This is a genomic window from Kineosporia babensis (assembly GCF_021129305.1).
GTDB classification, from domain to species: domain Bacteria; phylum Actinomycetota; class Actinomycetes; order Actinomycetales; family Kineosporiaceae; genus Kineosporia; species Kineosporia babensis.
This window is the reverse complement of record NZ_JAJOMB010000002.1, coordinates 425,019-437,983: the sequence shown is the minus strand read 5'-3', so window position 1 is coordinate 437,983 and position 12,965 is coordinate 425,019. Positions and strand designations below refer to the sequence as shown.

General features: G+C 71.1%; 9 protein-coding genes. 3 read left to right on the top strand and 6 right to left on the bottom strand.

Annotated features, from left to right (window positions below; genetic code table 11):
- Positions 1-34: 34 nt before the first annotated feature.
- Positions 35-1,393, bottom strand: coding sequence for a type VII secretion protein EccB (gene eccB / locus LR394_RS05285; RefSeq protein ID WP_231439226.1), 1,359 nt, complete (start codon positions 1,391-1,393; stop codon positions 35-37).
- A gap of 4 nt (positions 1,394-1,397) precedes the next feature.
- Positions 1,398-2,792 (bottom strand): type VII secretion integral membrane protein EccD, encoded by a 1,395-nt coding sequence (eccD, locus tag LR394_RS05280; RefSeq protein ID WP_231439225.1) that lies wholly within the window; start codon positions 2,790-2,792, stop codon positions 1,398-1,400.
- Between the two features lie 341 nt (positions 2,793-3,133).
- Between eccD and eccCa the strand changes: the two genes are divergently transcribed.
- The 3 genes from eccCa to LR394_RS05265 all read left to right on the top strand — a co-directional run bounded on the left by eccCa (position 3,134) and on the right by LR394_RS05265 (position 8,834).
- Positions 3,134-7,126, top strand: coding sequence for a type VII secretion protein EccCa (eccCa, locus tag LR394_RS05275; protein ID WP_231439224.1), 3,993 nt, complete (start codon positions 3,134-3,136; stop codon positions 7,124-7,126).
- 91 nt (positions 7,127-7,217) lie between these two features.
- On the top strand, positions 7,218-7,799 hold the full coding sequence (locus LR394_RS05270; protein ID WP_231439223.1) for a sigma-70 family RNA polymerase sigma factor: 582 nt from the start codon (positions 7,218-7,220) through the stop codon (positions 7,797-7,799).
- Positions 7,800-8,834 (top strand): hypothetical protein, encoded by a 1,035-nt coding sequence (locus LR394_RS05265; protein WP_231439222.1) that lies wholly within the window; start codon positions 7,800-7,802, stop codon positions 8,832-8,834.
- Between the two features lies 1 nt (position 8,835).
- Here the strand turns inward: LR394_RS05265 and LR394_RS05260 are convergent, their stop codons facing one another.
- The 4 genes from LR394_RS05260 to LR394_RS05245 form a co-directional block, all read right to left on the bottom strand.
- Complete coding sequence (locus LR394_RS05260) at positions 8,836-9,744, bottom strand: discoidin domain-containing protein (RefSeq protein ID WP_231439221.1); 909 nt, start codon at positions 9,742-9,744, stop codon at positions 8,836-8,838.
- Between the two features lie 62 nt (positions 9,745-9,806).
- Positions 9,807-10,643 (bottom strand): carbohydrate-binding protein, encoded by an 837-nt coding sequence (locus tag LR394_RS05255; RefSeq protein ID WP_231439220.1) that lies wholly within the window; start codon positions 10,641-10,643, stop codon positions 9,807-9,809.
- A complete protein-coding gene (locus LR394_RS42715; RefSeq protein ID WP_231439219.1) occupies positions 10,640-11,830 on the bottom strand; it encodes a sensor histidine kinase in 1,191 nt (396 codons plus the stop codon). Before LR394_RS42715 ends, LR394_RS05255 begins: the two co-directional genes overlap by 4 nt.
- 130 nt (positions 11,831-11,960) lie before the next feature.
- Positions 11,961-12,890, bottom strand: coding sequence for an RICIN domain-containing protein (locus LR394_RS05245; protein ID WP_231439218.1), 930 nt, complete (start codon positions 12,888-12,890; stop codon positions 11,961-11,963).
- Positions 12,891-12,965 lie beyond the last annotated feature (75 nt).

Here is a 12,965-nt window from a genome sequence, read left to right as displayed (position 1 = left end):
CTCTCCCCTGTCCGCTCGCCGGTTGCCTGATTCATCAGCGCAGCCCCGAGGTGCTCAGCAGGGTTCCCTCACGCAGCAGCCGCAGATACGCCGGCGGGACCGGCACGGCCTGCTCGGCGCTGTAGCCCAGGGCCTTGATCGCGTCCTCCCCGGCCAGCGGGTAGGCCGTCCCGGAGTCGTTCACCAGCAGGTAGGACGGGTTGGAACCGTCCTCCGCCAGCGAGATCCCGACCAGCCGGCCGGTTCCCGGGGCGACCCGGACCGCCTGGGTCGGATCGGTGATCGTCTCCTGGCCGCTGCCGTTGCCGACATGGGCCCCCGAGGGCAGCGGTGCCCGCACCAGATCGGCCCGGTCGGCGTTGAACTCGCCCGGGTACTCGATGCAGGGAGCCGAACCCACGGACGGGGCGGCCACCGTGGGCGGCACCGCCGGGATGCCGTCGTCGGTGGAACTGGGACCCTTCTGCGCGGCGGCCAGCGCCGCAGCACTGATCGTGCTGGTCGGCCGGCCGGAAGCTGCGCTGTCCAGAAGGTATTGGGTCTGGGTCAGCGCCGAAAGGCCCATCTTCGTGAGCACGTAGTAGGTGCTGCCGGTGGAGAAGAAGTCACCGATCCGGGTCGGCTGCCCGTCGATCGTCGGGCCCTTGACCTTGCCCTTGGCGACCTCGGCGGGGGCCAGCGCGGGCCCGGCCGGGATCAGGTCGAGCCAGTCGGCGGGCACGGTCAGCGGGCTGATCGCCCCCCAGCCGAGCACGTCGGCCACCCAGGGCTCGGCCAGTTCCAGCGACTGCCCCTGCCAGAGCAGGTACACGCTCCGGTCGGGCGCGGTGACCAGCAGGCCCTCCTCGGCCTGGAACCGGTCCACCGCCGGTTCCTCACCGATGTCGGTGACCATCGAAACCGTGGGCGAAGTGGGGTAGTTGGTGACCGGCGTGGTCACGCAGACCCGCCAGACACCGGTGCTCAGCCCGGCCAGGGTGGGCAGGCTGTCCGGGGCGCCCGGCACCCCGATCGGCTCACCGCGCGGAACCCCTTCCAGCGTCTTGGCCTTCACCGACGCCGTGGTCACACTGCCGCCGACCACCAGCCGGGCCGAGGCGAGATTCTCCACCGGCCGCAGCATTCCGTCCCTCAGCAGGTAGCGGCTGCCGTCCTCCTTGTTGACGATCAGCGTGCCGGCCTGCTGCCAGGCGGTCGAGCCCCGGGCCGAGAACACCGCGTACAGCGCCACGATACCCAGCGCCAGCAGGGCCACCATGATGCTGGCCATGATCCCGCGCAGGTCCCGGCGGGTGGGGTTCTCCAGGCCGTCCGGCTCGGCGGCGACCAGCGCACCGACCAGCCGCTGGTGCATGTACGACTGGGCCTCGACCTGGTCACGACGTGACTGCATCGGCTCAGCCCACCATCGCGCGGATCACCGCGTAGTAGCCCAGGACCCCGAAAGCCAGCGGCAGCAGCGCGGTCAGGCTGATCACGTGCAGGAAGTCACCGATCCGGCCCCAGATCGGAGTCAGCCGGCGCAGCGGCAGGGTGTGCGCCAGGACGGCCAGCACCGCGGCGGTCCCGGCCAGCACACCGGCCAGAACCATTCGCCAGAGTGTGTTCACGTCGCCCGCGGTGTCCACCGCCAGCACCGCCAGACCGATCAGCGAGGGCAGGGCGAGCGCCAGCCGGTGCCAGGCGCTGGTCATCGCCCGCAGCGCCAGGAACGGTGCGATCGTGGCCACCGCGGCGGTGGTCGGGGCGATCCAGCCGGGCTCCAGGGCCAGCACCACCAGGGCCGCGGTGGTGGCCAGGCCGATCGCCACGTACAGCGCGGTCATCATCTGGTCGGCCTCGGCGGCGCCGTCGACCACCTCCCCGCCCGGCTCGGGGTCGATGTCCTTCTGCAGGTCGGCGGTGTCCACCGGCAGTTCCGGCAGGCGCAGCCGGCTGAGCCGGAAACCGAGCGTGGGCACGTACGGGCGCACCGCCGCGGCCGCGACCAGGCCCACGGTGGCGATCTGGGCATTGCTGAACTCGGTGGCCAGCATCAGCAGACCGGTGGCCAGGGTGAGCCCGGCCACCAGCAGCATCGCGACGAACCAGGGGCCGGGCCGGTGCGGGCCGACGATCAGCACGGCCGCGGTCCCGGCCACCACCAGACCCGCGGTGGCCGCGAACAGCGAGGTCATCACGTACAGCTCGGGGTCCAGGGCGATCGCGTCGATCAGCCCGAGCGAGCCGTCCACCGCGAAGGTCACCCCGCACACGGCCAGGGTGACCGCGAAGGCCCGGTCCTTGACCCGGTGCTCGGCGGTCCACGCGGCGCTGAGGAAGGCGATCGTGACGACCAGGCCGAAGATCGGGTGGGCGTAGCCCGGTTCGGCCCGCAGCACCAGGATCGCGGCGGCCAGCGCGGCCACCGCCACGCTCAGCGCCGCGGTCCGGGTCCAGGCGGCCCGCCACAGTCCGGAACGGCCGCTCAGGCCGGTGGCGATGCCGTCGATCAGGTCGTCGAAGTCGAGCGGCGGGATCTGCTCCGAGCGCGGCCGCAGGTGCAGGTGCTGGCCGTCGGCCAGGCGCAGTTCCTCGACCGTGCGGTCCTCGTCGAGCGGGGTCTCGCCGAGCCGCTGCAGGACCCAGCCGCTGTGCTCCAGGCCGCGGTCGGCCAGGTCCGGGCCGAGGGCCTGGAGCAGGGCGGGCATCAGGTCGGACAGCGGCACGTGCACGGGCACCGACAGGTCGACCTGACTGGTCGGTCCGGTGATCACGAGTCGGCACAACTCGCCGGTGCTGAGGTCGGGCATATCCGTTGCACGGGCCGGACCGCCCCTCGGTTCACCGCAAGCTTCCGGATTCGGTGAACATCAGGTAAGCGGTGATTCGACGAATCCGAAACTTCGGCGCCCCGCCGCCGGCGGCCCGCCGACCCCGGCGTGACCACCGACGTCCGTGGGCAGTGACTCCTCCCAGCCACAAACGTCCATAAGCAATGGACGTTCGTGCTCACCTACCCGGCTGCGGGCGGGTGCGGCAGGTGCGCGGGAACGTCCTCGATCAAAGGACGTCGGTGGGCAGGATCGGCGGCAATCTCACCGAGGTGGATTTTTCGGTGAGCGCCGGGCCGGGTTCATCCGTGGTGGAAGGTGTGACAACCGTTCCCTTCCGCCGGCCGGCCCGCCGCAACGGCCCGGAGATGCCGCACGGCGAGATCACTCTGCAGGAACCGCCCGAGCTGCCGGAGAACAAACCGGCCGGGATGCGGATGCTGGTCACCGTGCTGCCGATGCTGCTGATCTCCGGCGGCATGATGCTGATGTACACCACCAACGGCAGCGCCGGCGGGATGAGCTATCTGATGATGGCCATGATGGGTGGCGGCATGATGGGGATGGCGGCCGGCCAGCTGATCATGTCCGGCGGCGACCGCAAGCACCAGATCGGCGGCGACCGGCGCGACTACCTGCGTTACCTGTCGCAGACCCGCAAGCAGGTGCGCACCTTCGCCGAGAAGCAGCGCTCGGCCCTGGCCTGGCGGCACCCGGACCCGGAGTCGCTGTGGTCGCTGGCGATGACCAGCCGGCTGTGGGAGCGACGGCCCGCGCACCCCGACTTCGGTGAGTTGCGAGTGGGTTACGGCGCGCAGCGGCTGGCGGTGCGGATCACCCCGCTGCAGACCAAGCCGGTGGAGGACCTGGAACCGGTGGCGGCCAAGGCCCTGCGCCGGTTCACCAAGGCCTACACGATGATCCCGGACCAGCCGGTGGCGCTGTACGTGCGGGGTTTCGCGCACATCCGGGTGGGCAGCGACAACGGCACCAAGGAGGACGCCCGGCGGCTGATCCGGGCCCTGCTGGCCCAGCTGGTCACCTTCCACGCCCCGGACGAGGTGCTGGTGGCGGTGTGTTCCTCGGCGGACAACGCCGAGCACTGGACCTGGGTGAAGTGGCTGCCGCACGCCCAGCACACCAGTTCGGTGGACGCGGCCGGGCCGGTGCGGTTGTTCGGCGACTCCCTGGAGGACGTGGAACGGCTGCTGGGGCAGGCGTTCGGCGAGCGCGACAAGTTCGAGGGCGGGGCCACCCCCTCGCGGGAAGAGCCGTTCGTGGTGGTGATCAACGACGGCGGCCGGATCCCGCCCGGCGCCCGGTTCCTGGCCACCGGTTACCGCAACGCGGTGATGATCGACCTGGACGGGCACGCGGCGATGGCCGGGCGTGGGGTGCTCACCCTGGACGTGAAGCCGGACGAGGTCGAGATGGTGAAGAAGGACCGGGTGGGCCGGGAGGTGCGCACCCGGTTGTGCTCCCCGGACGGTCTCTCGCTGCCCCGGGCCCAGACCCTGGCCCGGCTGCTGGCCCCGCACACCACCCGGCTCGGGGCCGGTGAGCAGCAGGTCCAGGACGGACTGAGTGCCGACCTGGACCTGCCGCTGCTGCTCGGGATCGACGATCTGGAGAAGTTCGACCCGCGCCCGGCCTGGGCCGCCCGCAAGGCCAAGGAACGGCTGCGGGTGCCGATCGGGGTGGCCGCCGACGGCTCGCCGATCGAGCTGGACATCAAGGAGTCGGCCGAGGACGGGATGGGCCCGCACGGCATGCTGATCGGGGCCACCGGTTCCGGCAAGAGCGAACTGCTGCGCACCCTGGTGATGGCGCTGGCGGCCACCCACTCCTCGGAGACGCTGAACTTCGTCCTGGTCGACTTCAAGGGTGGCGCCACCTTCGCCGGCCTGGACGAGCTGCCGCACGTGTCCGCCACGATCACCAACCTGGCCGACGAGGCCGCGCTGGTGGACCGGATGCACGACGCGCTCAGCGGTGAGCTGGTGCGCCGGCAGGAACTGCTGCGGGCGGCCGGCAACTACAGCTCGGTGCGTGACTACGAGCGGGCCCGGCAGAAGGGCGCCCCGCTCGACCCGCTGCCCACCCTGTTCCTGGTGGTCGACGAGTTCAGCGAGCTGATCGCCACGCACGGCGACTTCATCGAGCTGTTCGTGATGATCGGCCGGCTGGGCCGCTCGCTGGCGGTGCACCTGCTGCTGGCCTCGCAGCGTCTGGACGACGGCCGGATCCACCAGCTCGAGGGTCACCTCTCGTACCGGATCGGCCTGCGCACCTTCTCGGCGATGGAGTCGCGCGCGGTGATCGGCGTGCCGGACGCCTACGAGCTGCCCTCGGCGCCGGGCAACGGCTACCTGCGCTCCGACGTGGCCACCATCACCCGGTTCAAGGCGGCCTACGTCTCCGGCCCGCACCGGCTGCGCTCGGCCAAGATCCGCCAGGAGGTGATCGCCAGTCAGGTGCTGCCCTACGGGGTCGGCTACCTGCCGGTGGCCAAGCCCGCCGAGGCGCCGAAACCTCAGGTCAACGAGGACGAGGACGAGGGTGTGGCGGCGCCGCTGCAGTCCTCGGTGATGTCGGTGCTGGCCTCCCGGCTGATCGACCAGGGCCCGCCGGCCCACCAGGTCTGGCTGCCCCCGCTGGACACCTCGCCGACCCTGGACCAGGTGCTGCCGCCGCTGCTGCCCGACCCGGAACGCGGTCTGCGGCCGGTGGAAACCGATCCCGGTCAGCACCTGAAGGTGCCGATCGGGCTGATCGACAAGCCGTTCGAGCAGATCCGCGACCTGCTGGTGGTGGACCTGGCCGGGGTCGGCGGGCACGCCGGGATCGCCGGTGGCCCGCAGAGCGGCAAGAGCACCCTGCTGCGCACCCTGATCACCGGCCTGGCGCTCACCCACTCACCGCGCGAGGTGCAGTTCTACTGCCTGGACTTCGGTGGTGGCCAGCTCTCCTCGATCGGCGACCTGCCGCACGTCGGCGGGGTCACCGGCCGGCACGACCCGGACCGGATCAACCGCACCATCGCCGAGGTGCTGACCATCCTCAGCGACCGCGAGCGGCGCTTCGCCGAGCTCGACGTGGCCGGGATGCCGGCCTACCGGGAGCTGCTGGCCGCGGGGAAGGTCGAGGACCAGTTCGGTGACCTGTTCCTGGTCGTCGACGGCTGGTTCACCCTGCGCCAGGAGTTCGAGAAGGCCGAGGAGGCGGCCCGCGAGATCGCCGGCCGGGGCCTGAACTACGGCATCCACCTGCTGCTCACCGCCTCGCGCTGGTCCGAGGTGCACCACACCATGCGGGACAAGATCGGCACCCGGCTGGAGCTGCGGCTGGGCGATGCGGTGGAGTCCGGCATCGACCTGCGGGCCGCTGCCCAGGTGCCCAAGCAGCCTGGCCGCGGTCTGACCGACGGCAAGCTGCACTTCCTCGGGGCGCTGCCGCGGATCGACGGGCAGAGCACGACCGACGACCTGGCCGGCGGGATCCGGCACCTGGTCTCCTCGGTGGTCGACACCTGGACCGGGCCCACCGTGCGCCCGGTGCGGACCCTGCCCGGCCAGCTGCCGCTGGAGCAGCTGCCGCCGGCCGAGGGTGACCTGCGGATCGCGATCGGCCTGGACGAGACCCACCTGAAGCCGGTCTGGCACGACTTCCGGGCGCAGCCGCACCTGACCGTGCTGGGCGACACCGAGAGCGGCAAGACCAACCTGCTGCGGGTGATCGTGCGCGGCATCCTGAGCCGGTACACGGCCAAGGAGGCGAAGATCCTGGCGGTCGACTACCGCCGGGAACTGTTCGACCTGATCCCCGAGGAGTACCGGCTGGGCTACTCGGTCTCGGTGGACACCACCCGCAAGAGTGCCCAGGACGCGGTCGCCGGGCTGCGGCCGCGGCTGCCCGGGGCCGAGATCACCCCGGACCAGCTGCGCCGGCGCGACTGGTGGAAGGGCCCGCTGCTGTTCGTCCTGGTCGACGACTACGACCTGCTGACCGGGATGGACAACCCGCTCTCGGACCTGGTGCCGCTGCTGCCCCAGGCCGGGGACATCGGCCTGCACGTGGTGCTGACCCGGGCCGCGGCCGGGGTGATGCGGATGTCGATGGACCCGGTGCTGCGCCGGATGCAGGAGCTGAACACCCCCGACCTGGCGCTGTCCTGCCCGCCCAACGAGGGGCCGCTGCTGGGCAACGTGAAGGCCCGGCACCTGCCCCCGGGCCGGGCCCAGCTGCTCACCCGGCGCGGCGGCCGGCTGATCCAGACCGCCCTCGCCCCGGCTCCCGAGCGGGTGGCGCAATAGGGTTTACCCCCGACTTTTCCGGGGGCGCAGCCCCCGCCGAGGGGGGTGCGCCCCATTCCGGGAAAACCCCCAATTTTGCGAATCTCAGTACATGCCGCCGATCGCCCAGATCCCCGCCCAGAGCACGCCCCCGACCGCCGTCGGTATGACCACGGCCGAGCGGGAAGAACGGTTCAACGACATCGTCCGGACCCATCGCCCGGGCCTGATCGCCTTCACCACCCGCCTGGTCGGGGGCGACATCGGCCGGGCCGAGGACGTGGTGCAGGAGACCTTCGTGCGGGCCTGGCGGCGGATCGAGCTGCTGACCCCGGAGCACGGTTCGGTGAGCTCCTGGCTACGCCGGGTGGCCTACAACGTGGCCGTGGACGGCCACCGGATGCGCAAGGTCCGGCCCACCGAGGTGGAGCTGCAGCACCACGACGCGCCGGTAAGGCAAGATGGGGCGGACGGGACAGACCGGGTGCTGGCCGAGATCGTGGTGCGTGACATGCTGAACTCGATCTGGCCGGAGCACCGGGCCGTCCTGGAAGAGGTGTACCTGAAAGACCGGACCGCCGCGGAAGCGGCCGCCGCCCTGGGGATCCCGGTCGGCACGGTGAAGAGCAGGCTGTTCTACGCGCTGCGCACGCTGCGCGGGAACGCCATGGAGAGCGGGCTTCGGGCGAGCTGAATGACAGCACAGCAGGTTGCGGTGGTCCTGGCGATCATCCTGATCCCGGTCGGTGTCCTGCTGATCGGGTTCGGTACCCGGCGGGCGCCGGAGATGTCCCGGCCGGTCGAGGAGGCCGAGGCCGGCACCGGCCGGCTCGAAGAGGCCCAGTCCGTACCGGATCCGGCCGACGAGCCCGCCACCGAGGCCACCGGCGCCGCCGCGCTGACCGTGCTGGAGACCAGACCGTTCGTCCCGGTCACCGAACCCGGGCACGAGAGCACCCCGCAGGAGCGCCGGCGCTGCCGGGACCGGCTGGGCCAGATGCTCGACGCCGACCTCGCCGAGGTGGTCAAGCTGGTCGCGAACCGGCCCCCGGAACTGCGCGGTCTGCTGCTGACCACCCCCGCCTCCGTGGTCTCCCAGGAACTGGCCGTCCTGCGCGCCTATCTGCGCGGCAACCTCACCGGCCTGGACGCCCGGCTGCGCAACGGCCCGCTGCAGGAGGCCGACTCCGACATCGCTGCCTGCCTGGTCTCCGGGCTGGGCCGGCTGCCGGTGCACCACGGCGTGGTGTTCCACCGGGCCGAACGCGGTGACCTCCCGCTGGACGCCTTCTTCCCCGGCGCGGTGCTGACCGAGCCGGCCTTCGCCCGGGCCGAGCGGCACGCCTTCCCGGCCGGCGACTCCGGCTCCGCCCCGCTGATCAGTTACGTCATCTGGTCCGAGACCGGGCGTCACACCCCGCTTCTGGTCGGTCACGCCGACACCGTGGTGTTCCCGGCCACCGCCCGGTTCCGGGTGCTCGGGCTGGACCACCAGCCCGGCCAGTTCGAGGACGACATCACCGTGTACCTGGCCGAGGAGAACAGCCGGCCGGGCGGCCGGCGCCGGCCCGAGCAGCAGGTGATGGACCATCTGCGGGACAGTGCCCGGACCGCCGGGATCGGCCCGATCGACGGCCCGGCCCCCTCCCCGGTCTCGCATCCGGGTCTGGACGAGACGGGGCGGCCCTACGCGGTGAACACCGAAGCGCTGGCGGCCGCCGAGGTCTGAGTTACGAGGAGTGGACGCGTAGTTCGGACAGCTGCGCGTTCGGCCAGCCGGTGTTGGCGCTGAAGGTGAGCTTCAGGTAGCGCACCCGGGTCTGGGCGGTGGAGATCGAGACCGTGTTGGCCGAGCCCGAGTTGGCGTCGAACGTGTACCCGGCCGGGGCCTTGATCCGGTTGTAGGACGAGCCGTTCTTGCTGCCTGCGAACGAGATCGTCTGGGCCCGGCTGTTCCAGTCCGCGACCGGCGGTAGCGAAAGCACGAACCGGCCCACCGTCTGCTGCTTGCCCAGATCGATGGTCAGGGTCTGCGGAAAGCCTTCGGTGGCCTCCCAGTAGCTGTACACGTCGCCGTCGGTGACGTTGCCGGCCACGTAGTCCTGAGTGTGGCTGCTCTCCTGAACCCCGCGCGAGGCGGCCAGGTTCACCGACGGATCAGCGGCCTTGGGCTTGGCGGCAGGCTCTTTCGCCGCCGGCTCGGCCGTCTTCTGCTTGGCCGGCTGCGAGTCGGCCCCGGGTTCCTTCGATTCCTTGGGTTCGGCCGTCTTCTGCTTCGGTTCCGGTTCCGCGCTCGCCTTGGCCTTCGGCTCCTTGGTCGGCTCGGCGCTGGTGGCCGCGGCGTCCAGCGTGGTGGTCGGCTCGACCGGCGGCGCCAGGGTGGGCTCCTGGGTCTTCTCGACCGCGATCACGTTCGAGGCCTGCGGCGCCGGGCGGTTGCCGAGTGCGGCGAAGGCCAGGCAGCCGACTCCGGCGCTGAGCACCAGCATTCCGGCCGTGACCTGAGTGGGCGAGGAGAGCCAGCGGCGCCGTTGACCGATCTGCCGGGCTTCGCGCCGGGTCATCGTTCCGTCGGCCGAGACCACCGACTCGCTGTACGAGGTCCGGGCCCCTGCGCCGGTGGGCCGGGAGTCGTTCATCGAGCTGCCTTTCGTATCTGCTGCTGAAAACTGACGGTCCTGAGGACGTACCGCCGGAGCGCTCATTCGATCCGGAACTGGTCCAGGTCGGGGCCCGGGCCGTGGGGGTTGTCGAACCGGATCGTGTTGCTGCCCTTCTTGAGCTTGATCGGGATCTCCAGGTAGGCCGGGGTGACCCAGTCCCCCGCGCCGGACACGCTGAACTTCTGGCTGTTGCCGTTCACGGTGACGTAGAGATCCCGGAGGCCGTCGTTCTCGTAGACCACGGTGAGGGTCCGGGCCCCGCCCACCTCGACGCCGTTCACCGGGACGGTCAGGCTGCGCCCGGGTTCCAGGTAGCTGATCCGGCTGCCCGAGGCGCAGGACGAGCACTGCTGCTCCCGGATGTCGCCGACCCGTTCGTTCTGCGGGGAACCGGCATTGATCCGGCGGGCGGTGAACACCGCCGCCTTTTCCTTGGACTCGGTCTTCTTCTCCGCGGTCGGAGCGTCCTCCGGCTCGCTCTCACTGGTCTTGGTGGCCGGGGCTTTGGGCGATTCCTCGTCCGGTTGTGCGGCTTCCGAGGACTTGTTCGCCTTCGGCTCCTTGGCCGGGGCGGTGGCCGTCGGGGTTGCGGCGGCCTGAGTCTGACTCGGGGTGGGCGTCGCGGACGGGCTCGGGACGGAACCGGGGGTGGTCTGGCCGGCCTCCGACTGCAGGGCCCACGACGGCGAGTCGGGCAGACCGGACGAGCTCGGGCCGTTCGGCTGCGGAGCCAGGGCCGCCGACGCGACCGGGACGGCCAGGCCGCTGAGTGCGACCGTCACGCCGAGGATCACGCAACGGACCACCGGGCTGCGCCCGGACCACAGCGCGGACCCGGGTGAGGAGGTCAGGGTCTTGCGCGTCGTTTCGCTCATTTCGCCATCCTGACGCTGAGAGTGGTGCCGGAATGGGGCTCCGAGCTGAGGGAGAAGACCGCACCGATGCTCCTCGCCCGCCGGGCCATTGCCGCCAGGCCATCGTAGTCACCGCTGTGCAGCGCGGATTCGTCCAGGGGAAGCGCGAATCCGCGGCCGTTGTCCTCGACCGTGAGCACCAGATCACCCCGGCGCTCGGCCAGGGTGACCCGGACCCGGGTGGCCCCGGCGTGCTGAGAAACGTTGTCCAGCGCCTCGTCGAGGATCTGGGCCAGTTCGTGGCGCACCGGCAGCGGCGGCCAGACCGGGGCCAGGTCGGTGGCCAGCGTGGTACGGCCGGAGCTGTCCCACTCGGTGCACAGCCGCTTGAGCGCGGTCGCGAAGTTCTCGTCCGAACGGTCGAAACGCAGCCCGCGCACCGGCATCCGGGTGCGCTCCAGGGCCGCGGTGGCGTCACGGGTGAGGGTGTGAGCCAGTTGCTCGGCCAGGCTGCCGTTGGCCGGGCGCAGGCCGACCGCGCCCAGCGAGGCCCGGCTCAGCCGACGGGTCACCAGGGCCTGCAGCTCTTCCGGGTCCAGGCCCTCGGTCTCCAGCAGGTCCAGCAGCCGGCGGGTGAACCAGCGGGAGACGGCCACCGCCCAGACGCCGACCGGCACCACCACGAGCGGGGAGATCAGCAGGACCGCGGCGGTCGAGTCGGACGGGTTCTGCTGCGCCATCACGAACCAGGCCGCCAACGCCGCCTGGACCGCCTGCCCCAGCCACACCGGCACCGCGCGGTAGCCGATCAGCACACCGGCCAGCGCGGCCGAGCCGGCCTGGTAGACCAGCGAGACCAGATCGCCCACGCCGAGCACCATCACGCTCAGGCCGATCGCGATGTCGAAGGCGATCAGGGCGAACCGGTCGGGCCCCTGAGCCAGCCGCGGCAGCATCCGCAGCTGCTGAAAACCCGCCAGCAGCACCAGGACCAGCAGCAGGGCCAGGCGCCAGAGCTGGTCCGAGAGGGCCCCGTCGAGGGCCAGCCCGGCGCCGGCGGTGGCCAGGGCGCACAGCATCCGGAGCACGATCACGGATCGGGCGAGGGTGAGTGCCACCGCCGCCGAGACTCCGGGCCGGCCGGAGGGAACGAAACGAGGAACGGCGAGATTCCCGGAACCGGGGCCTCTGGTGGTGCGCTGGATCACTCAGGCCTCTTCGAGAAGTCAGTGCGCAAGTGCGCAATCAGCGCTTTTTATATAGCCGTGCGCAGCCGGGCACAAGAGCCTCCGGAGAATCGAAACACGGGTGTCACCTGGCCGGATGACTGCCGGACGGCTACTGTCCGAAAGTCCACACGTGATCGTTGTCCGGGCTGCAGCGCCATAGGGTCAGAGGTTGGTCTGCACGACGATTGGCATTGTCGGCGTCGCTGACATCCAGGCACAGCCCGCTCTTCACGTTCACCAGATAGAAGCCTCCACCCTGAGACTGCTTCCGGAACATCTGATTGTCTGCGCTGCCGAAGGCGCAGGTGCGGGCCTTCACGTTGCTGCCCGCCGGGGCGGCACCCAGCCCGTCCACGTCCAGGCACCAGTTCGACTTCTGGTTGCGGATCAGGAAGGCGTCCCCGCCCCGGGAAACCGTTTCGTACATCTGGTTGTCGCCGTCGCCGGGGCGGCACTCGAACTGCGTCACCTGCGAGCCCTCGTCGACCGCACCGTAGTACGGCAGGTCCACGCACATCCCGCTGAACGAGTTCCGGATCACCCCGACCGAGCGCACCTGGGTGGTGGCCTTGGCCTGCTTGGCGGCAGGCTCTGCCTTTTCGGCCTTCTCCTCGGCGCCGGTCTTCTTCCCGGCCGCCGGCTCGGCCGGTTCGTCAGCATCGCCCGCACCGTCGGAGGCCGCCGTGGTCTCGGTCACGGTGGTGGTGCGGACCCGTTCCGGCGACTGCTTCTTGGTCTCCGTCGCGGACGGCTCAGCCTTCTTCGGCTCGGCGGTGGGGGAGGTAGTGGGCTCGGCGGAGGGCTGGATCGCCGTGTGCTCGCCGCTGAGCGCCGCCGTGTTCGGGCGGGCCGCGTCACCGGAACTGCCGGATCCACCGAACACGGCCACGCCGGCCGAGGCCACTCCCAGGGCCAGCAGAACGCTGCCGGCCACCAGTGCGGTGCTGCGCGAGTTGAGATTCTTCATCGGCGTCTTCGCCGGCACTCCCGACTCCCCGGAGTCCGTCCGCGGCTTCGGTTCTGAGTCATTGGTGGTCACCTGCACTCCTCAACCGTCGACCGGCCGGACCGCGCCCAGAATAGGGTTCCAACCTGCACAAAGCGACCGGCCAAC

Excerpts from the sequence above, each read along its gene's own strand:
- eccB (WP_231439226.1), bottom strand. The coding sequence starts at position 1,393 with ATGCAGTCACGTCGTGACCAGGTCGAGGCCCAGTCGTACATGCACCAG.
- eccD (WP_231439225.1), bottom strand. The coding sequence starts at position 2,792 with ATGCCCGACCTCAGCACCGGCGAGTTGTGCCGACTCGTGATCACCGGA.
- LR394_RS05270 (WP_231439223.1), top strand. The coding sequence starts at position 7,218 with ATGCCGCCGATCGCCCAGATCCCCGCCCAGAGCACGCCCCCGACCGCC.
- LR394_RS05265 (WP_231439222.1), top strand. The coding sequence starts at position 7,800 with ATGACAGCACAGCAGGTTGCGGTGGTCCTGGCGATCATCCTGATCCCG.
- LR394_RS05260 (WP_231439221.1), bottom strand. The coding sequence starts at position 9,744 with ATGAACGACTCCCGGCCCACCGGCGCAGGGGCCCGGACCTCGTACAGC.
- LR394_RS05255 (WP_231439220.1), bottom strand. The coding sequence starts at position 10,643 with ATGAGCGAAACGACGCGCAAGACCCTGACCTCCTCACCCGGGTCCGCG.